Source organism: Parabacteroides sp. CH2-D42-20 (assembly GCF_003670185.1).
In the GTDB taxonomy this organism is placed as follows: domain Bacteria; phylum Bacteroidota; class Bacteroidia; order Bacteroidales; family Tannerellaceae; genus Parabacteroides; species Parabacteroides distasonis.
Genome location: NZ_RAYG01000030.1, coordinates 57,818 through 78,307, shown reverse-complemented (window position 1 = coordinate 78,307; position 20,490 = coordinate 57,818). Strand labels below are relative to the sequence as shown.

Annotated in this window: 15 protein-coding genes; 9 read left to right on the top strand and 6 right to left on the bottom strand. The window is 47.7% G+C overall.

Annotated features, from left to right (window positions below; translation table 11 throughout):
- Positions 1-86: 86 nt before the first annotated feature.
- Positions 87-1,370, top strand: a complete 1,284-nt coding sequence (locus D7V92_RS17225) for a DcaP family trimeric outer membrane transporter (protein ID WP_005858308.1) — start codon at positions 87-89, stop codon at positions 1,368-1,370.
- Between the two features lie 81 nt (positions 1,371-1,451).
- Here D7V92_RS17225 and D7V92_RS17220 read toward each other — a convergent pair whose 3' ends face one another.
- Positions 1,452-3,023: a ClC family H(+)/Cl(-) exchange transporter gene (locus D7V92_RS17220; protein WP_005866120.1), complete on the bottom strand. Its 1,572-nt coding sequence runs from the start codon at positions 3,021-3,023 to the stop codon at positions 1,452-1,454.
- Positions 3,024-3,204: 181 nt separating this feature from the next.
- The gene (locus D7V92_RS17215; protein WP_008774151.1) at positions 3,205-4,203 is read right to left on the bottom strand and encodes a hypothetical protein; all 999 of its coding nucleotides are present in this window, start codon (positions 4,201-4,203) and stop codon (positions 3,205-3,207) included.
- A 108-nt stretch (positions 4,204-4,311) separates the two neighbouring features.
- Between D7V92_RS17215 and D7V92_RS17210 the strand changes: the two genes are divergently transcribed.
- The gene (locus D7V92_RS17210) at positions 4,312-5,634 is read left to right on the top strand and encodes an MATE family efflux transporter (protein ID WP_121773368.1); all 1,323 of its coding nucleotides are present in this window, start codon (positions 4,312-4,314) and stop codon (positions 5,632-5,634) included.
- Between the two features lie 4 nt (positions 5,635-5,638).
- Here D7V92_RS17210 and D7V92_RS17205 read toward each other — a convergent pair whose 3' ends face one another.
- Both D7V92_RS17205 and metF read right to left on the bottom strand, forming a co-directional pair.
- On the bottom strand, positions 5,639-6,763 hold the full coding sequence (locus D7V92_RS17205; protein ID WP_009017095.1) for a DNA polymerase III subunit delta: 1,125 nt from the start codon (positions 6,761-6,763) through the stop codon (positions 5,639-5,641).
- Between the two features lie 254 nt (positions 6,764-7,017).
- A complete protein-coding gene (gene metF / locus D7V92_RS17200) occupies positions 7,018-7,971 on the bottom strand; it encodes a methylenetetrahydrofolate reductase [NAD(P)H] (RefSeq protein ID WP_009017096.1) in 954 nt (317 codons plus the stop codon).
- A gap of 540 nt (positions 7,972-8,511) precedes the next feature.
- On the opposite strand from metF, the gene D7V92_RS17195 reads away from it, so the two are divergent.
- The 3 genes from D7V92_RS17195 (at position 8,512) to nifJ (ending at position 14,480) form a co-directional block, all read left to right on the top strand.
- On the top strand, positions 8,512-9,531 hold the full coding sequence (locus D7V92_RS17195) for a branched-chain amino acid aminotransferase (protein WP_005858291.1): 1,020 nt from the start codon (positions 8,512-8,514) through the stop codon (positions 9,529-9,531).
- A 180-nt stretch (positions 9,532-9,711) separates the two neighbouring features.
- Complete coding sequence (locus D7V92_RS17190; protein WP_009017098.1) at positions 9,712-10,890, top strand: ATP-binding protein; 1,179 nt, start codon at positions 9,712-9,714, stop codon at positions 10,888-10,890.
- A gap of 38 nt (positions 10,891-10,928) precedes the next feature.
- Complete coding sequence (gene nifJ / locus D7V92_RS17185; protein WP_005866134.1) at positions 10,929-14,480, top strand: pyruvate:ferredoxin (flavodoxin) oxidoreductase; 3,552 nt, start codon at positions 10,929-10,931, stop codon at positions 14,478-14,480.
- A 284-nt stretch (positions 14,481-14,764) separates the two neighbouring features.
- Here the strand turns inward: nifJ and D7V92_RS17180 are convergent, their stop codons facing one another.
- Positions 14,765-15,934, bottom strand: a complete 1,170-nt coding sequence (locus D7V92_RS17180; RefSeq protein ID WP_121773367.1) for a porin — start codon at positions 15,932-15,934, stop codon at positions 14,765-14,767.
- Positions 15,935-16,081: 147 nt separating this feature from the next.
- The gene (locus D7V92_RS17175; RefSeq protein WP_121773366.1) at positions 16,082-17,116 is read right to left on the bottom strand and encodes an aldo/keto reductase; all 1,035 of its coding nucleotides are present in this window, start codon (positions 17,114-17,116) and stop codon (positions 16,082-16,084) included.
- Between the two features lie 96 nt (positions 17,117-17,212).
- On the opposite strand from D7V92_RS17175, the gene D7V92_RS17170 reads away from it, so the two are divergent.
- From D7V92_RS17170 to D7V92_RS17160, 4 genes are all read left to right on the top strand, one after another.
- On the top strand, positions 17,213-17,989 hold the full coding sequence (locus D7V92_RS17170) for a Cof-type HAD-IIB family hydrolase (protein ID WP_036610346.1): 777 nt from the start codon (positions 17,213-17,215) through the stop codon (positions 17,987-17,989).
- Between the two features lie 34 nt (positions 17,990-18,023).
- Entirely contained in the window at positions 18,024-18,566 is a 543-nt protein-coding gene (locus D7V92_RS17165) for a carbonic anhydrase (protein WP_121773365.1), read from the top strand.
- A 186-nt stretch (positions 18,567-18,752) separates the two neighbouring features.
- Positions 18,753-18,914: a hypothetical protein gene (locus tag D7V92_RS22290; RefSeq protein ID WP_005858277.1), complete on the top strand. Its 162-nt coding sequence runs from the start codon at positions 18,753-18,755 to the stop codon at positions 18,912-18,914.
- A gap of 233 nt (positions 18,915-19,147) precedes the next feature.
- The gene (locus D7V92_RS17160) at positions 19,148-20,152 is read left to right on the top strand and encodes a M28 family metallopeptidase (RefSeq protein ID WP_008774162.1); all 1,005 of its coding nucleotides are present in this window, start codon (positions 19,148-19,150) and stop codon (positions 20,150-20,152) included.
- Positions 20,153-20,490: the final 338 nt, after the last annotated feature.

The window sequence follows — 20,490 nt, the reverse complement described above, 5'->3', positions numbered from 1 at the left end:
AAAAGTGCTCGTAGGGTTGTTAAAATCAGAACCTTTTCTTTATAGCCTTGTTCAAGGTAGGTAATTAATCTAAACAAAACACATTTATGAGACTATTTGTACAAGGAGCAGTATTACTGCTAGGTATGGGATTCTTATCGGCTCCCGCTAAGGCTCAAAAGGTGGTCATCGAGGATGACGCGCCAAATTCGATAGTCCTTGTCAGCCAAGACAAGGCAGGTGATGAAATCGTGAGGATAATGAATGAGACGCAGAGCCCTCGTTTCCACGACCCGAAAGCCCCCCGCTTCGTATTGACCGATCGTAAGGGACGTTTCGCCTTGGGTATCGGCGGTTACGTGAAGGCTACGGCGGAGTATGATTTCGGCGGGATCTCGGATGATGTCGATTTCTATCCGTCCATGATCCCGAATGGTGGGCAGAACTACGTCCGTAACCAGTTCCAGATGGACGCTACTACCAGTACGATATTCTTGAAATTAGTGGGTCGTACCAAACACCTCGGGGATTTCGTCGTGTATACGGCGGGTAACTTCCGGGGAGGCAGCAAGGTCTTCGAGCTCCAGAACGCCTATGTGTCTTTCCTTGGTTTCACGATGGGTTACGATTATAGTACCTTCATGGATCTGGCCGCCCTTCCGCCCTCGATCGATTATGCGGGGCCTGCCGGACAGGTTTTCAGCCGTGCCACCCTGTTACGCTATGAGCGTGCTTTCGGTAAGGGATGGAAAGCGGGTGTAGGTATCGAGATGCCTGTGGTGGATGGCATCACGAACCAAAGCGTGAATATCAGTAACCAACGTATGCCGAACTTCCCTGCCTATATCCAATACGCTTGGAATAAGAGCAGCCATATCCGTGTAGCTGGTATCGTACGTAATATGACGTATGAGAACTTGGTGGCGCAACGGGCCGAGTCTAAGGCCGGATGGGGCGTGTTTGCCGCCTCTACGTTCAATGTGACGAGCAAGCTGAACTTCTACGGTCAGGCTACTTACGGCCGGGGTATCAGCCAGTTCTTGAATGATATCAGTAATCTGGACGTAGATCTGGTTCCGGACCCCGAGGCCAAAGGCAAGATGCAAGTGCTTCCGATGATGGGTTGGTACGCTGGCTTGCAGTATAATATCACGCCGAAGGTATTCGTCTCCAGCACCTATAGCCAGACTCGTTTATACAGCGAGAATGATTACCCGGTTACCCCGTCGGATCAATACCGCTACGGTCAATACTTGGTAGCCAACATTTTCTGGAACGTGAACGCTAATCTGCAAGTCGGCGCCGAGTACTTGAGAGGCTGGCGTACCGATTTCAACGATATGACCCGCCACGCCAACCGACTTAATGTTTCCGCTCAATATAACTTCTGATAATGTAGCGTTTTGTTGATGTGCCACACCGGGGGATTCTTGGTGTGGCATTTCTTTTCGAGGCGATTGGCAGGTCTGCGATTAATAGATGTTCGCCATGCTAATCAGCGGCTCATACAGCTTCTCGATATCCTGCGAATCGATCTCGATCTCTACTTGATCACCGGGGATAAGAGTCTGTCCGGCGGGAGCCAAGTCCTTGCGATCCCGGTGAATAGTCTTGATGATACAACGTTGGGGGAGGGTGAGGTGATCTACCTCCTTCCCGTCGAAATAGGCACCTGTCATGATCTCTACGAACAGGCTGGAACGCCCTTCGGTACGGAAGGCTGGAGTCGAGATCATCTCGTCATAGAGAACCACGTTAAAGGGCTTTATCTGTAGCATTTCCGTGAAGTAATACGTAAGCCCGCCGACAATGATAGAGGGGTAGAATACATCCAGATGCCCGGTTATCTCCGTAATCAAGACGATACCCGTCAGTGGTGTCCGGACTACCGCCACCAAGAAACCTACCATGCTGATTAACATGATATAGCTGATGCTCTCCGTTTCAATGAAACCATACTTCACCAATAATAAGGCGATGATCTGCCCGAACAATCCCCCGGTAACTAGTGTAGGGATGAAATTCCCTCCCGGCAGTCCGGAGGAGAAAGAGAGAGACGTGAATATCAAGTGGATGAGCATCATCGCCGCTATCCATAAAACGGGGTGATATCCATGCATCGCTTGCATGATAAGGAATTGCTCGCCTCCTCCTGTCAAATCGATCTCCGTCAATGAGATCGTATACGCTATGATAAGCAGGTACAACATCTTCATATAAGGAGGATGCTTCAGTCTGGTAAAGAAATCCTTGCACCAAAGGGTAAACATCGAGTAAATTTTCCCGAAGACGGAAATAACCACGGCCAGAAATAAGAACAACTTCAGTTGATCTATAAAAGTAGCCTGCGGGGCAATAGCGCTAATCTGCGAGTAGGGGTTGAAGGGGAAAATCAAGCTCGCTACGCCTCCCGCCACGACCCCTGCCAGCAAGGTGGTAATGGCGGTCTTGGGAGCGTCGAACCGTTCGATGGACTCGATCACCAAAAGTGAGGAAGCGAGGGGAGCGGCGAAAGCGGCGGCCAATCCGGCACCTGCGCCGGCGGCCAAAAGTTGCTTGCGCTCTCCTGCCAATACGTGTCCCCATTTGGAAATGATATTCCCCACGTAAGATCCGATCTGTACGCACGGCCCCTCACGACCAAGGGACAGGCCGGCGCTGATCGCTAATATCCCTCCCGTGAACTTGGCGATTAATTGTGTCAATGGGTTCTTATAAGTGATCCTGCCATTGATAACCGCCCGTGTCTGGGGAATGCCCCCACCGGTAATCAGCGGCATCTTCTTGACCATCCAATTCACGCAAAGCAATATACCCCATAGCGTGAAGAAGAACAAAACATGGAAATACCAAGGGTAATGACCGTCGAAAAAAAGTTTCCGGCTATTGAATAACTGTTGGAGCAGATAGTGATAAGGTACCGCTACCAACCCGGTCAGCAATCCCACGAAAATGCTTACAAAATAAAGTCTGGCGTCAATAAGTTTCAATTTCCAGATCCGCCAGCGCCTCAATTTTGTTATATCTAAGAGATCATTATCCATCGGACTCACCTTGTTTTCGTTTCCTGTTACAACAACCAAGGTAAATAAGAGGTTTAAAATCTCATTCCATTGAACCTTTTTTAAAAAGCCTTGTTATTAAGATATAGTGTTTTTCATGGTATTAGAATTAAGTTAGATTAGGTTATCCGTCTTGTTCGTGAGAATAGGGCGGTTTTCCTGTTTATAGGGGTTTGTACTTTGAGGCGGTTAGGATTTCTTGGGCGTCGTTGTTTTGCATCAACGCCTCCGGGGTAGATCCCGTCTCCTTCATGTACTGGTTGATGATCTGCCAGCCTATCCAAGTCCCGATATTCCCGGGAGCGTCGTTCTCGGGGAAAATGGCCGGGGTATCCTCGAAATACTGGGAAGTTGTCAGTTGATCCGGGGTATAAAGATGCTTGCGCTCGATGATTGCTTTCCAGATTGTTCCTTCGTTGTCCTTGCACCAGTTGTAGGCCTGTTCGGTGTATCCCATTAGCTCGGCGGCATCGGGAACGCCTAGGGCTTGCGAGAGCAGGTATTTGATTTTTCCCTCGTAAATCATCCGGTCCAGCAATACGTTCTCTTTTCCCGCGAAAGGATATTCGGACATGAGCCACCCCGCCAGATAATCCGGGACCACGAGTCCACGTTGCATTTTCAATTTCTGGGAGTCATAGAAGAAATCTTGATACAAGGGATAGTCCTTTCCCATGTACTTATCGATGGAAAGGGAAAGCAGGCTATCGCCTACCAATACGTTCTGGTTGAAACCGGATACATGCATATAGATAGCAGGGATCTGCATCGAGGGGAAATTCTCCTTTAGATAGGCGAATCCGTATCCCAAGGATTTTTCGATATCCTCCACGGAAGCATATTGGGTGATAGCGTCACGATACAAGCCTTTCAAGGTAGGCTCCGAGTAATAATTCCGCATTTTCTCGAAGAAGCCGGGAGTCTCGATGGTTTGCAGGTTTAATATGCCTTTCCCGATGATATCCAGCATTTCCGGGTATTGTTTGATTAGTTCGGGTTGCAAGGTGGTATCTTCCGTATCGATCAGCCGGAATAAATCCTTGTCAAAACGATTGATATGCAGGGGTTCGACGGTAGCGTAGTTGATCGTATTTGTGTTTTGCCCGTTGCAGCTCAATAGCGTAGCGGACAAAATACAGGCCATGATGAGTTTTGTAACCATATCTCTTCGTATAATAATGTAATATGATAAGAAACGGATCGCATGGGGTAATATTGTGTGACTGGCATCTTATTACTACCTTTGCCTCCCTTTTATTTAAGATTCATCATGCGATATACGAACAAACAAATTCTAAAGATCACGTATCCGGTATTAATCAGCTTGCTCATGGAGCATATGATCGGATTGACGGATACCGCTTATCTGGGACGTGTCGGCGAGGTCGAGCTAGGTGCCTCCGCCTTGGCAGGAGTCTATTATCTCGTGATTTATATGCTGGGCTTTGGTTTCAGTGTAGGCGCTCAGGTGCTGATGGCACGTCGTAACGGTGAGGGGGAGTATAAACGGATCGGCGAGGTTTTCACGCAAGGCGGGCTATTCCTTTTTTTGCTGGCGGCGGTGTTGTTTACGGCCTCTAATCTGCTTACGCCCTATCTGCTCCACCGGATGATCGGCTCGGAAGAGGTGTATCGGGCGACGATGAGTTATCTGGACTGGCGGGTGTACGGGTTCTTCTTCTCTTTTATAGCGGTGATGTTCCGTGCGTTTTACGTGAGTACGACGAATACGAAGATCTTGACGGCCAATTCGGTGGTGATGGTGCTTACCAACGTGGTCTTGAACTATATCTTGATATTCGGTAAGTTCGGGTTCCCCGCTTTGGGGATAGCGGGTGCCGCTATCGCTTCCTCGATTTCGGAAGCTGTTTCCGTATTGTTCTTCGTGATTTATACTTGGAAGAAGATAGATTATAAAAAATATGGTCTGTTCCGTTTTACGAGAGTGGATTTTAGGATGCTGGGACAAATACTGAGTGTCTCTATCTGGGTGATGATCCAGCATGGGATCGCTTTTGGGGGATGGTTTATCTTCTTTATCGCTATGGAGCATCTGGGTGAGCGGCCTTTGGCGATTACGAATGTGGTACGTAGCATCTCCTCGTTCCTGTTTATGTTCGTGAATGCTTTCGCCTCCACGAACAGCTCGCTGGTAAGTAACTTGATCGGCGCCGGGGAGTCGGACCGGGTGCTTCCGCTTTGCCGGAGGATGATCGGGCTATGCTATGCGTTCGTGCTACCGATCGGTATCTTGATCGCGATGTTCCCGTCTACCGTATTGCGTATTTATACGGATAACCCGGATTTGATCGCTAACTCGATCCCCTCGCTGTGGGTGATGCTGTCCTCTTATCTCTTTGCCGTTCCCGGTTTTATTTATTTCTTTAGCGTATCAGGAACAGGCAATACCCGACGTGCGCTGGAAATCGATATGGCTAGCATATTCGTGTACGTATTATATATATTGTATGTCGCTGTATGGTTGCGTGCGGACGTGGCGGTTTGCTGGACTACGGAGTATGTATATAATATCATGATCCTTTCTTCTTTCTTCTATCTGTGGAAAGGAAATTGGCGTAACAAGAAAATCTGAAGACTTATCTTTTGATTAGTACGGTAATTCGTAAGGATAAATCAAAAAAGACCATCTTGGCATTCACGTTCTGTGTGATATGGCGTTCCGCTTTCGCCAATTCTTCCATCAAATCGATCACGTTTCGTTCGTTCACGAAAGGTGAGAACTTAACAGAGAAGCTTGCCTCGTCTAGATTCATATAATTAAGTTCGGGTGATTGGAACCGGTACATGAAGTTCTCCCGGATCAAATGCTGGCAATAGGAGAGGAAGTTCTTCTGTCGCTCCCGTCCGATCCCTGCCATGACGTCTGCCATCGCTTTCATGCCTTTTACGTTTCGTGCCCATGAGTTTCGCATCATGGCCTTGAATTGCTCCAGAAAGAATTTATTTTCCTCGCCCAAGCTAATCGCCTCCATCGCCTTGATAAAACTTCCGGAGGAGAGGTGAGCGACGTGTTTAGCGTCGTCGGGCGAAAGCCCGAAACGGGATACCATGGCATTCATGATCGCATCGGTCTCAATGGGACGGATGTGGATGCGTTGCGCACGGGATTGGATGGTCCCGAGGATAAGATCCGGAGTCTCGGATACCATAAGGATAACCGTTCTCATAGGAGGCTCCTCTATGATTTTCAGAAGCTTATTGGCACAAGTAGGATGCAGTTTCTCCGGCAACCAAACCATCAAGATACGATATTCCGCCTCATAAATCTTTAGGCTCAGTTTATGGATAATCTCATCGCTTTCCTTGGAATAGATGATGGCTTGTGAGTTTCCGGCCTCGATATAATCCAGCCATTCATCCATATTGAAATAGGGATGTTCTTTGAGGAACCCACGCCATTCACTGAGATAATCATCGCAGACCTCTTTCTTTTTCTCTTTCTTGGCTACGATCGGGAATACAAAATGTAAATCGGGATGTGCCAATTCGTCATATTTGAGGCATGACGGGCAACGTCCACAAGCGTCCGTGTCCGTCCGGTTCGTACAATTCAGATAACGGGCGTAAGCCAAAGCCAGCGGAAACGCCCCGGCTCCCCCTTGCTCTGTGAATAACTGTGCATGGGGTACGATCCCCGTCCGAGCCGATTGTCTCAACCGTTCCTTCACTTCCTCTTGCCCGATGATATCTTTAAAATACATGAGATATTTCCTTTTCTATAGAATAATGAACGAAGTTACGGAAAAGTATTCAGATATCAAAAAGCGCGAGGTTTTGTAAATATCAATTGACATATGTAGAGTAAAACTAAGAACGGATACAATACCAAGTCAAGTCCAATAAAGAATATGTATTTCATTACCTTAGAATTTTAAAAATAACCATACTTAGCACATGATTGTTCAATCGTGTACTTCTATTAGACAACTCAGCGTACAAAAACCCCTATTGTATTTCAATAAATTTCTTTCGCTATTTTGTAAACGCTATCCGAGGCCATCATTGTGTAGAAATGTAAGCTCGGTACACCATGAGCGATCAGATCCTTGCACTGCTGTATACACCATTCCACACCCACCTCTTTCGCTTCCGCATCATCTTTACATTTACGTAATTCTGTTGCGAAAGGCTCCGGGATATCCGCACGGAATATCTTCGGAAGAACCGTTAATTGGTTCTTGAAAACGATCGGTTTGATACCGGGGATGATGGGAACCGTGATACCTTCCGCACGGCAACGATCCACGAACGCATAATATTTTTCATTATCGAAGAACATCTGGGTTACCAGATATTCAGCGCCATTTTTTACTTTCTCCTTTAAGTAATAGATATCAGATTCCATATTGGGTGCTTCCTCGTGTTTCTCCGGATAGCAAGCCATGCCGTACGAGAAGGGAGTCTCTATACCGTCTATCTTGGAACCGTCTAACGCGATACCTTCGTTGAAATGATTTACCTGCTGCTGTAAATCAGTCGCATGATCGTGGTATAACTCCGGGTTTTGCTGGGAGGCCTCTAAGGTCTTTATATCTCCCCTTAATATTAAGAGGTTGTTTACGCCAAGGAAGTTCAAATCGATCAAAGCGTATTCCGTCTCGTCTTTCGTAAAGCCTTTACATATAATATGGGGTACGGCAGGAATACCGTATTTATTCTGGATAGCCGAAGCGATCGCTACGGAGCCCGGACGTTTACGGATGTTTACTTTCTGGAAACTTCCGTCTGGTAAGGTTTTATAGACGAACTCGCTATGGTGGGAGGTGATATTTATGTATTTAGGGTCGAATTCCTTCAACTTGTCAATTACATTATACACCTTCTGGATACTGTTACCTTTCAGCGGCGGTAATATCTCGAAAGAAAAAGCGGTACTCTTACTATCCCTTATCAGATCAATGACTTTCATATTTTAATTATTTTTGACGCGAATGTAGCAAAAATCTTGGTAACATAGATTTTAATCCGCTATTTGTATATATCCATGCCACGGCTCTTTCATTTACCCATCCGTTTCGGCAGGCCGGAATGCATGAATCTCAAGTGAAATTCCGCACAATAAGTTTACGAGAGAAAATTGTGTATAAGAATCTGATAATCAGTAATTAAAAAACAGGATAATCTTTCTGCGAAAACACGTACATGTTTTTGGAAAAAGTCGTACGTGTTTTCCGGAAAGGTCGTACGTGTTTTCCGGAATCCTTCCACCGAAAACAAAAGCGCATGTTAAAATTTACAAGAAACCCCACTTTAACGAAATGTTAAATGAAAAAGCCGTGGCCTTCCGTTTGCTTTTTTTAGTTTATAGGCCGAACTATATATAAATTAGCGTATATTTGCGGTACACAAAATCTCCCATAGCGACGGCTATGGGCGTTTTTGCTTTTGAGCGATATTATTAACAGTGTAATTTGTTAATTTTAAACTAATTACAGCAAATTGTATAGATATGGAAAATTTAAATTGGTCTGAGCTGGGATTTGGTTATATCAAGACAGACTACAATGTAAGATGCTACTATCGTGACGGCAAATGGGGTGAGTTGGAAGTTTCTTCATCCGAGATTATCAATATTCACATGGCCGCTACTTGCTTGCATTACGGACAAGAGTCTTTCGAGGGTTTGAAGGCCTTCCGTGGAAAAGACGGTAAGATCCGTGTATTCCGTATGGATGAGAACGCTAAACGTATGCAATCTTCCAGCCGGGGTATCAAGATGGCTGAGTTGCCTGTAGAGATGTTCGAGGAAGCTGTACGTAAGGTCGTGAAATTGAACGAGCGTTTTGTTCCTCCTTATGAGAGCGGTGCCGCTTTATATATTCGTCCGCTGATGATCGGCTTGGGCGCTCAGGTGGGTGTGAAGCCGGCTCCCGAATATATGTTTATGATATTTGTCACTCCGGTAGGTCCGTATTTCAAGGGTGGATTCCAGCCCTCGAAGGTGTGCGTGCTTCGTGAGTATGACCGTGCGGCTCCTAACGGGACAGGTACGATCAAGGTCGGTGGTAACTATGCCGCTAGCTTGGTAGCTGGCGAGATCGCTCATTCCAAGGGATACGCCGCCGTATTGTATCTGGATCCGAAAGAAAAGAAATATCTGGATGAGTGCGGTCCGGCTAACTTCTTCGGAATCCGTGGCAATAGCTATATCACTCCGCAATCCCACTCGATCTTGCCTTCTATCACGAACAAGAGCTTGCAGCAATTGGCCGAGGATATGGGCTTGACGGTAGAGCGTCGTCCGGTTCCTTTCGAGGAGATCGCTACGTTCGACGAGGCTGCCGAGTGTGGTACCGCCGCGGTTATCGCCCCGATCTCACAAATCGACGATTTGGATGAGAACAAATCTTTTGTTATCGCCAAAGATGGCAAACCGGGTCCTGTTTGCGAGAAACTATATCATAAGCTACGTGCCATCCAGTATGGCGACGAGCCGGATACTTACGGATGGATCTCGATCATTGAATAATATCTTTTGTTTCGTAAGGACTGGAGTGCGCTCCGTCTTTACGAGACAGAATACGTTGATAGGCAATTGTTAGTTTGAACTTTACTTTTTGCAATAAAATTGCAATCTCCGCATTGCAAATGAGAAAAGATGTTTATCTTTGCATCGGTAATTCCAAATTTTCAATTACCAATTATGTAGGTGGAAGCATTCTTTAAAACACATAAATATCTGGTAGAGCATCTGTATTCTCCGGTACGAAGGGGATTGATGGATGAGATCAATTGGGAGGATCGGTTGATCGGTGTTAAAGGTTCGCGAGGAGTCGGAAAGACCACTTTCTTGTTAGACTATGCCCGTGAATATTTTGGTGCCGATAATAAGGAATGCTTATACATTAATTTAAATCATTTCTATTTTACGGAGCGTACACTCGTTGATTTCGCCGCCGAGTTTCGGGCTAAAGGCGGAAAGGTGTTGTTGATAGACCAAGTATTTAAGTATTCCAACTGGTCGAGAGAGTTGCGGTATTGCTATGATAATTTCGAGGACTTGAAGATCGTTTTCTCCGGCTCGTCGGTGATGCGTCTGAAAGAGGAGAATCCGGACTTGTCCGGCAAGGTGGTATCGTATAACCTCAGGGGGTTCTCGTTCCGTGAGTTCTTGAACTTGATGTCGGGGAACCAGTTTCCCGCGTACACGTTCGATGAGGTATTAGAGAATCATCAGGAAATCGCCAAACGTATTTGCTCGGTCGTAAGGCCGATGGCTTATTTCCAAGATTATCTCCATCATGGTTTTTATCCGTTCTTCTTGGAAAAGCGCAACTTCTCCGAGAACCTGCTGAAGACCATGAACATGATGCTAGAGGTGGACGTGTTATACATAAAACAAATCGAACAAAGCTACCTGCCAAAGCTACGCAAACTACTCTACTTATTGGCTACGAGCGCTCCTTGTACCCCAAACGTGAGTCAGTTGAGCAAGGATATCGAGACATCCCGGGCCACCGTGATGAACTATATCAAGTATTTGACGGATGCCCGTTTGATGAATATGCTGTATCCGGTGGGCGAATCCTTTCCGAAGAAACCCTCCAAGGTATATATGTATAACTCGAACCTGATGTACCCCATCCGTCCGATGGAGGTAAATGCCGGGGCGGTGCGTGAGTCGTTCTTTTATAACCAACTATTGAAAGACAATAAGCTGAATGAAGGAAACAAGAACGCCCACTTTCTGGTGAATACGATGTATAATTTCCGGATCGAGGAAAGCATGAAAGTGAAGAACAATCCGGATATGTACTATGCTGTCGATAAGACCGAGATCGGGGAGGGGAACATGATCCCGCTTTGGTTGTTCGGTTTTCTATATTAAGTAAGAATCTTTTTTAATACTAATAGTTTTATAGGTCTATGACAAAACAGAAGAAATTTTTAACCTGTGATGGTAATCAGGCCGCTGCTCATATCTCGTATATGTTCAGCGAGGTAGCCGCGATTTACCCCATCACTCCGTCGTCTACAATGGCTGAATATGTAGATGAATGGGCTGCAGCCGGACGTAAGAATATTTTCGGCGAGACTGTAATGGTACAGGAAATGCAATCAGAGGGTGGTGCCGCAGGTGCTGTTCACGGTTCATTGCAAGCGGGTGCCTTGACAACAACCTACACTGCTTCTCAAGGTTTGTTGCTTATGATCCCTAATATGTACAAGATCGCCGGCGAATTGCTTCCTTGCGTTTTCCACGTATCCGCTCGTACATTGGCTTCTCATGCGTTGTGTATCTTCGGTGACCATCAAGACGTGATGTCTGCCCGTCAGACAGGTTTCGCCATGTTGGCCGAGGGTTCCGTACAGGAGGTTATGGACTTGGCCGGTGTCGCTCACTTGGCTACGATCAAGTCTCGTGTGCCGTTCGTGAACTTCTTCGACGGTTTCCGTACCTCTCACGAGATCCAGAAGATCGAGGCTTTGGAGAATGAGGACTTGGCTCCGCTTATCGACCAGAAGGCCTTGGCAGAGTTCCGTGCCCGTGCCTTGAACCCGGAGAGACCGGTCGCTCGCGGTATGGCCGAGAACCCGGATCATTTCTTCCAACACAGAGAATCTTCCAACACGTACTACGAGGCAGTTCCCGCTATCGTAGAAGAATATATGAACGAGGTTTCCAAGATCACAGGCCGTAAATACGGTTTGTTCGATTATTACGGAGCTGAGGACGCTGAGCGTGTGATCATCGCCATGGGCTCTGTTACGGAGGCCGCTCGTGAGGCTATCGATCACTTGATCGCTAAGGGCGAGAAGGTAGGTTTGGTATCCGTTCACTTGTATCGTCCGTTCTCCGCTAAGCATTTCTTGGCTGCCGTGCCTAAGACCGCTAAGCGTATCGCCGTATTGGATCGCACGAAAGAGCCGGGTGCTAACGGTGAGCCGTTGTATCTGGACGTAAAAGACTGCTTCTATGGTCAGGAGGATGCTCCGGTTATCGTAGGTGGCCGTTATGGTCTGGGTTCTAAGGATACGACTCCGGCTCAGATCCTGTCCGTATTCGAGAACTTGGCGTTGCCGATGCCGAAGAACCAGTTCACGATCGGTATCGTGGATGACGTTACTTTCACTTCTCTGCCTCAGAAGGAAGAGATCGCCTTGGGCGGTGAGGGTATGTTCGAGGCTAAGTTCTACGGTTTGGGTGCCGACGGTACGGTAGGCGCTAACAAGAACTCGGTGAAGATTATCGGTGATAACACGGATAAATACTGTCAGGCTTATTTCTCTTACGACTCTAAGAAATCCGGCGGTTTCACTTGTTCTCACTTACGTTTCGGTGATCATCCGATCCGTTCTACTTATTTGGTGAATACCCCGAACTTCGTGGCTTGCCACGTTCAGGCTTATTTGCGCATGTACGACGTGACTCGTGGTTTGCGTGAGAACGGTACCTTCTTGTTGAATACCGTTTGGGGCGCTGAGGAGTTGGCTAAGCACTTGCCTAATAAGGTAAAACGTTACTTCGCTCAGAAGAATATCACTGTATATTATATCAACGCTACACAGATCGCCTTGGAGATCGGTTTAGGTAACCGTACCAATACGATCCTCCAGTCCGCTTTCTTCCGTATCACGGGTGTTATCCCTGTAGACTTGGCTATCGAGCAGATGAAGAAATTCATCGTTAAGTCTTACGGTAAGAAGGGCGAGGACGTGGTTAACAAGAACTACGCGGCTGTAGACCGTGGTGGCGAGTACAACCAATTGACGGTTGATCCCGCTTGGGCTAACCTTCCGGATGATGAGGCTGTCGTAAACAACGATCCCGCTTTCATCAACGAGGTAGTTCGTCCGATCAACGCTCAGGATGGCGACTTATTGAAGGTTTCCGCGTTCAAGGGCATCGAGGATGGTACTTGGGCGCAAGGAACCGCTAAATACGAGAAACGTGGCGTGGCCGCTTTCGTTCCGGTTTGGAATGAGGCGAACTGTATCCAGTGTAACCAATGCGCTTACGTTTGTCCTCACGCTTCTATCCGTCCGTTCGTATTGAACGATGAGGAGCAGAAGGGCGCCAGCTTCGCTATGTTGGACGTGAAGGCTCCAGCCGCTATGAAGGGTATGAAGTTCCGTATGCAGGTAGACGTTCTCGACTGTCTGGGTTGCGGTAACTGCGCCGATATCTGTCCGGGATTCAAGGGCAACAAGGCATTGTCTATGGTTCCGCTGGAAGGCCAGTTGGCTGAGGCCGATAACTGGAACTACTGCGTAGCTAACGTTTCTTCTAAGCAAAACTTGGTAGACGTGAAGTCTAACGTGAAGAACTCACAGTTCGCTACTCCGTTGTTTGAATTCTCAGGCGCTTGCTCCGGTTGTGGCGAGACTCCGTACGTGAAGTTGATCACCCAGTTGTTCGGCGACCGCGAGATGGTGGCTAACGCTACCGGATGTTCTTCTATCTACTCCGGTTCTGTTCCTTCCACTCCTTATACAACGAACGAGAAGGGTCAAGGTCCTGCTTGGGCAAACTCTTTGTTCGAGGACTTCTGCGAGTTCGGCTTGGGTATGGAATTGGCGAACGAGAAGATGCGTAAACGTTTGGAAGGCTTGTTGCAACAGATCACCGTGGGCGAGCATGCTCCGGCTGAGGCCAAGGAAATAGCCGCCGCTTGGATCGCTAACCAGAACGACGCCGAGAAGACGAAGGAATTGGCTCCGCAAATCATGGCATTCGTTGAGCAAGGCATCAAGGAGGGTTGTCCGGTTTGCGCTCAGATCAAGGAATTGTCTCACTTCTTGGTAAAACGTTCTCAATGGATTATCGGTGGTGACGGTGCTTCTTACGATATCGGTTACGGTGGTTTGGATCACGTGATCGCTTCCGGCAAGAACGTAAATATCATGGTATTGGATACCGAGGTTTACTCTAACACGGGTGGTCAGTCCTCGAAGGCTACTCCGGTGGGCGCTATCGCTAAGTTCGCCGCTTCCGGTAAGAGGGTACGTAAGAAAGACCTTGGCTTGATGGCTACTACTTATGGTTACGTATATGTGGCTCAGATCGCTATGGGTGCCGACCAAGCCCAGACATTGAAGGCGATCCGCGAGGCCGAGGCTTACGACGGTCCTTCCTTGATCATCGCTTACGCTCCTTGTATCAACCACGGTTTGAAGAAGGGTATGGGTAAGTCGCAAGCTGAGGAGAAAGAAGCCGTAGCATGCGGTTACTGGCACTTGTGGCGTTACAACCCGGCTTTGGAGGCAGAGGGCAAGAATCCGTTCACCTTGGATAGCAAGGAGCCGGATTGGAGCAAGTTCCAAGACTTCTTGAAGGGTGAGGTTCGTTTCGCTTCCGTAGCTAAACAATATCCGGCTGAGGCCGCTGAGTTGTTTGCCGCCGCCGAGGAGAACGCTAAATGGCGTCTGCGTAGCTACAAACGTATGGCTGCCGAGAATTGGGATGTAGAGGCTTAATATAACAGGTCTTTTATTATAGAATGAGGGCGGTGTCTCCGGAAACGGAAGGCACCGCTTTTTTTATGGGGTGGATGGGGGAAGCTGCACATAAGGCGATACGGACCTGTACTACCGTATGTGTCGGCCTGTACTTCCTTATGTGTCAGCCCGCGCTACCGTATCTACAAGTCCGTACTAACGTATCTACACGTTTGCACGAACGTATCTGCAAGTTTGCACGAACGTATCTGCAAGTATGTACTAACGTATCTACAAGCTTGTACTACCGTATGCGCGGTTTGTCAGAAGACCGGGATCGAATAGACCAGCCCCAGCGATATGCGGTGTGTATCCGGCTCTATGGCTCCCATTCGCGTGGCGGCTTTCTCTAAGATAACGCCCCGGTAGGTGTATAGGACGAATACGAAAAGGTCGAGTTGCTTGAAGGGGAAGAATTCCACGCTACTCTGCGCGTTCCACGAACGGCGGTACATCCCTTTCCGGAAATCGCCGTTGCCCTTGTACACCCGGGCGGTCTCGTACGCCCCTTTCACGTAAACGTTCCATTGGGGGTGGACACGGTAATCCACGTCGCCGATAATCGATAGGTATTCGGTGTTCATGGCGGTATGAGGCGTGCCGGGCAGACGGCTGACGACCCCATGTTGGTCGATCCCTTGGCGGGTGTACATAACGTCGAGGTACGTTAGCAACGGGCCTTTCTCATAGGTATTGCCACAGGTGAAATAGTAGGAGTAGCGCTTGCGGGTCTGCTGTCCGACGGCGGTGGCATAACGCAGTTGCAAGGCCTTGTCCAGATAATAGCTATTCCAGTTGACCGTGTACATAAAGGGTATCTTGGCCTTGGCGGTACCCTCGGGAAGTCCGGTAGGGTAGATGTCCTCATCGTTACCGTTGCGGTTATTCACGATCTGGAAACAAAGCTCGTGGTCCGGGTTGACTTGCCAGTTGCCCGAGATACCGGCTTGGTAGGCGGTCAGTAAATTATTGAACTCGCTAAACTCTCGTACCCGGATGGAATTGACGTAATACTCGTATCCCCCGAAATTAACGAACTGCTTGCCGATCGTGAAATTGAGATTATGCCGTGCCTTTAGGTTCACGTAAGCCAGCTCGAGCGAGGAGGAGAGGTTGTCGAGCGAATAGGGATCGGAGTATTTGTTGAACGACTGCCGGTAATGATACCCCAGCCACTTGCCTACATCCCCCTTGATCTCCAGCCGGACACGGTTCAGCTTGAAGTTCATACCGTCTAGCTCGTTCCCGACAAACTCAGCGTTGGCCGAGGTGAAAAGCTGGAAGTTCATCTCGGCGCTATTGATCTTGATCTCTCCGTTCGATAATCGTTCCACGAGTGTAGGTTCCCCGTTATTCTCCCGAAGGGTCTCTTGGGCCGTCAGGCTGGCGTTCGTGGCTAGACAAAGCAAGAAAAGTAGAAAATGTTTCTTCATACGATAGATTTAGTTGGTAACAGACTACAAAAGTATAAAAAACGTCTTAACCAAGATACGTTTAAGGGAATGAAAATGGGGGGGTAGGGGATGCGGGCTTTCGTGCAATCCGCATCCCGAGGTGTATACGCTTTCGCCAGCGTCCGTCTAGAATCTCAATTGAGAATTCAATTCCGGGAACTGCGCTTGATGCCAATACGGGTAGATCGGGGTCGTCTGGCTTGCCATATCGAGGCGCTTCACCTGCTCCGGGCTGAGGTTCCAGCCTACGGCCTCTAGGTTCTGCCTTAGCTGCTCTTCCGTGCGGGCTCCTATGATAAGGCTGCTTACGGTAGGCCGTTGCAATAACCAGTTCAAGGCGCATTGGGCTACGCTATGCCCGCTCTCCTCGGCTACCTGTTCCAATACCTCCACGATGTCGTACAGGCGTTCGTAAGAAGTAGCCTCGTCGGGTATCGGGCTTCCTCCGCGAGCGACACGCCCGTCCGTCGGGATCGGGTTATTCCGGCGGTACTTCCCGCCCAGACGTCCGGCGGATAAAGGGCTCCAGATAATGGCGCCCACCTTCTGGTCGATGCCTAGCGGCATCAGTTCCCACTCAAACTCCCGGTTCAACAAGGAGTAATAAACCTGTTGGGCCACGTACCGGCTCCATCCATACCGCTCCGATACGGAAAGCGACTTCATTAAGTGCCAGCCGGAGAAGTTCGAGCAAGCGATATAACGGACCTTCCCGCTCGTCACCAAGTCGTCCAAGGCTCGGAGTGTCTCCTCTACCGGGGTATTCGCGTCGAAACCGTGCATATGATAAATGTCGATATGATCCGTGTTCAATCGTCTCAGGCTCGCCTCGCACGCCTGTATCAGATGGAAACGGGAAGAACCGATGGCGTTACGGCTCTCCGGGCTTAGGTTGAAAGTCGCCTTCGTGGAGATCAAGAGGCGATTCCTCAATCCGTGGATCGCCTTTCCCAAGATTTCCTCGGAAAGACCGTTGGAGTAGACATCCGCCGTATCGAATAGATTCACCCCGGCGTCCAAGCAAAGATTGACCATACGGGTAGCCTCTTCCACCTCGGTATGCCCCCAACCTTCAAAACCATTCGTGCCACCAAAAGTAGCCGTACCTAAACAAAGTGCCGGAACGTATAATCCGGAACCTCCTAGTTGTCTGTATTCCATAAAAAACTATATCTATTATTTGATGAAGGAAATGAAAATACAAATGTAACAAATAAAGTGTATCTTTGTCATTAAAAGAAGATAATAGGTATAAGTATGATTAAGGCAGTATTTTTTGACATTGACGGTACGTTGGTAAGCTTCAAGACGCATAAACTACCGGACTCCACGGTCCGGGCCTTGGACCTGTTGCGGGAAAAGGGAATCAAGGTTTTCATCGCTACCGGCCGCCAGTTGCAATCTATCAATAACCTCGGGACGCAAGAGTTCGATGGCTATGTTACCTTGAACGGAGGATATTGCTTGGCCGGAAAAGATAAGGTTATCTATAAACATAATATCCCGTCGGAGGATATAGAGGCGTTGATCCGCTATCAAGAGAATGAGGAGGCGTTCCCGTGCGCCTTGGTGGAGGAAGATGGGATTTACCAGAACTACGTGGATGATTCTGTGCGACAGCTTTACGACATGCTAGACTTCCCTCATCCTCCCTTGCGTCCTTTGCGTGGGAACGGGGGTAAGGAAGTATACCAGCTGATAGCCTTTTTCTCTCCCGGCCATGAAGAACGTATCATGTCCGTCTTGCCGCATTGCGAGGCTACTCGCTGGAACCCGCTATTTGCGGATGTCGTTCCGCGGGGGAGCAGTAAGGCGGTAGGGATCGATAAGATCATCGAGCATTACGGGATCTCACTTCACGAGACGATGGCTTTTGGCGATGGAGGCAACGATATGGCCATGCTTCGCCACGCCGGGATCGGGGTAGCCATGGGTAACGCCGGCGACGAGGTGAAAGAGGCGGCGGATTACGTGACCGACTCCGTAGATGACGATGGTGTCATGAACGCTTTAAGACATTTCGATGTTATATAAATAAACAGTTTAATAACGCTAAATCACAAACGCTATGATTGATGAATTGGTAAGCTATAATCGTGAGTTCGTAAAGAACAAGGGGTATGAGAAGTATATCACGAATAAATATCCCGATAAGAAGATCGCCATCGTGTCTTGCATGGATACCCGGCTGACCGAGTTGCTACCCGCCTCCTTGGGCATCAAGAATGGAGACGTGAAAATTATAAAGAACGCAGGGGCGATCATATCCCACCCCTTCGGAAGCGTTATCCGGAGCTTGATGGTGGCGATTTACGAGCTTGGGGTTGTAGAGGTAATGATAATCGGGCATACCGATTGCGGAGCCAAGCACATGAATAGCTCCGAGATGATCGAAAAGATGAAAGAGCGGGGAATCCCGCAGGAACGAATAGATATGATCCGATATTGCGGTATAAACTTCGAGTCGTGGTTGCGGGGATTCGAGACCTCCGAGGCTTCCGTGCACGAGACCGTGGAGCAAATTCGGAATCATCCGCTGATTCCGTCGGATATAACGGTAAGAGGGTTTGTAATAGACTCTGTTACAGGGAAATTAACGCCGGTGGAGTAATCCCCGGCGTATTTAGACTTATTTACACAAGTCATAAATAATCGAAAAAATGAAATATTTTATTATGTTCTACAGCATTGTTTCGGATAAAATGGTTATCTTTGTAACGAATTAAGAAAGAAAGATCGTTTTAGGATTGTTTATTAACTGGCTTTCCAAGCGTGGGAAGCGTAAAACAAAAAGATTATGATGATGAGAGAAAATGAGAAAAGCCTTCGTGCTTTAGCGATGTTGCGTTATCAAGCAGATCGTTACCAGTCAGCTGGCAATGGTGCCATGAGTCAGCGATTAAACGCTGAGATCCGTCGCCTTATGAGCGAAATGAGTGTAGATGCGGATAAGAACTAAAAGACCGCGTCTTTTTTAAGTAAAGAATTAAAGTAAGAAATAAATTAGATGTCATCTCTTACCTCCGTTCAAAACGGAATGGTGAGAGATAGGAAATGAGGATTACCTTTGGCGATACGGCCGGGTGAGCCTTTTTTTGTGCCCTTTCCTTTCCTCCTCCTTCGCATATCAGGGAAATTACTTATATTTGTGGATGAAAAAGCTAAAACAATAATCATTTGAACACAAAAACGATGAAAAAAGCAGGATTACTCTTAATGTCGCTGGCATTAAGTACGGCTCTTTGGGCGGAAAGTCCGGAGAAGAAAGGTTTGGACGTGATAAATAGATCGACCGCCGAGGCGCATATCGGTTTCTTGGCCGATGATGATCTGGAGGGCCGTGAGGCCGGTTTCCGTGGAGGCCGTATAGCGGGCGATTATATCGTGGCGAACCTGAAATCATTGGGTATCGACCCTGTAGGAGACTCTTATTACCATCCGTTTGAGGCTTACCATATGGAACGCCAGAAGAGAGGGGCCCGCTGGCAGGTGCAGCCGGATTCCATAGCGGCTATCAAGCAAACCGGTGTTTTCCAGAAACTTTCCTTGAATAATATCTTGGGTAAGATAGAGGGCAAGAACCCGAACGAGATCGTGATTGTCGGCGCTCACTATGACCATCTGGGTATCGACCCGATGCTGGATGGCGACCAGATCTATAACGGGGCGGACGATAACGCCTCCGGAGTCTCTGCCGTTTTGCAGATAGCGAGGGCTTTCCTTGCCACGGGCCAGCAACCGGAGCGAACCGTTATATTCGCTTTTTGGGACGGTGAGGAGAAAGGGCTTCTCGGATCGAAAGCCTTCGTTCAGTCTTTTCCAGAGATAAAGAACGTGAAAGGATATTTGAATTTCGATATGATCGGCCGTAACAATAACGAGGCGAAGCCTACCCATGTGGTTTATTTCTATACAGAGGCGCACCCTGATTTCGGCGATTGGCTGAAGAACGATATCAAGAAATACAACTTGAATCTGGCACCGGATTATCGTCCGTGGGATAACCCGGTAGGAGGGAGTGATAACGGTTCCTTCGCTAAGATAGGTATCCCTATTATCTGGTATCATACCGACGGGCATCCGGATTACCATCAACCGAGCGACCATGCCGACCGGATTAATTGGGACAAGGTGGTGAATATCACGAAGGCCTCGTTCCTTAATATGTGGTATATGGCGAATGAGAAAGATTTTTAGAGATTATACTTCTTTTTCAATAGAAGATATCTAATAAAAGTAAGTTAACTTCATCGGCGAAGTAAGTTAACTTACTTTGGCATTTTAATTAACTTACTTTGCCAATGAAGCTGGCTTGCTTTTATATTCTGAAAAAACGCCTGAATTACTGTAATTTCATATCTTACCGCGGATACTTAGTTCTACATGAACTCAAGTCGATTTTAACTTAAAACCGTTTATATTTCTAATTTTATATTGTAAAACATAAAAATAAGGGAAGATTTATTTAATTATAATAACACAATGTAATGAATATTTCATATCTTTGCCTCCGATATAAAATGTGCTAGGTATTT

Coding starts and splice junctions, on each gene's coding strand:
- D7V92_RS17225 (WP_005858308.1), top strand. CDS start 87: ATGAGACTATTTGTACAAGGAGCAGTATTACTGCTAGGTATGGGATTC.
- D7V92_RS17220 (WP_005866120.1), bottom strand. CDS start 3,023: ATGGATAATGATCTCTTAGATATAACAAAATTGAGGCGCTGGCGGATC.
- D7V92_RS17215 (WP_008774151.1), bottom strand. CDS start 4,203: ATGGTTACAAAACTCATCATGGCCTGTATTTTGTCCGCTACGCTATTG.
- D7V92_RS17210 (WP_121773368.1), top strand. CDS start 4,312: ATGCGATATACGAACAAACAAATTCTAAAGATCACGTATCCGGTATTA.
- D7V92_RS17205 (WP_009017095.1), bottom strand. CDS start 6,763: ATGTATTTTAAAGATATCATCGGGCAAGAGGAAGTGAAGGAACGGTTG.
- metF (WP_009017096.1), bottom strand. CDS start 7,971: ATGAAAGTCATTGATCTGATAAGGGATAGTAAGAGTACCGCTTTTTCT.
- D7V92_RS17195 (WP_005858291.1), top strand. CDS start 8,512: ATGGAAAATTTAAATTGGTCTGAGCTGGGATTTGGTTATATCAAGACA.
- nifJ (WP_005866134.1), top strand. CDS start 10,929: ATGACAAAACAGAAGAAATTTTTAACCTGTGATGGTAATCAGGCCGCT.
- D7V92_RS17180 (WP_121773367.1), bottom strand. CDS start 15,934: ATGAAGAAACATTTTCTACTTTTCTTGCTTTGTCTAGCCACGAACGCC.
- D7V92_RS17175 (WP_121773366.1), bottom strand. CDS start 17,116: ATGGAATACAGACAACTAGGAGGTTCCGGATTATACGTTCCGGCACTT.
- D7V92_RS17170 (WP_036610346.1), top strand. CDS start 17,213: ATGATTAAGGCAGTATTTTTTGACATTGACGGTACGTTGGTAAGCTTC.
- D7V92_RS17165 (WP_121773365.1), top strand. CDS start 18,024: ATGATTGATGAATTGGTAAGCTATAATCGTGAGTTCGTAAAGAACAAG.
- D7V92_RS22290 (WP_005858277.1), top strand. CDS start 18,753: ATGATGATGAGAGAAAATGAGAAAAGCCTTCGTGCTTTAGCGATGTTG.
- D7V92_RS17160 (WP_008774162.1), top strand. CDS start 19,148: ATGAAAAAAGCAGGATTACTCTTAATGTCGCTGGCATTAAGTACGGCT.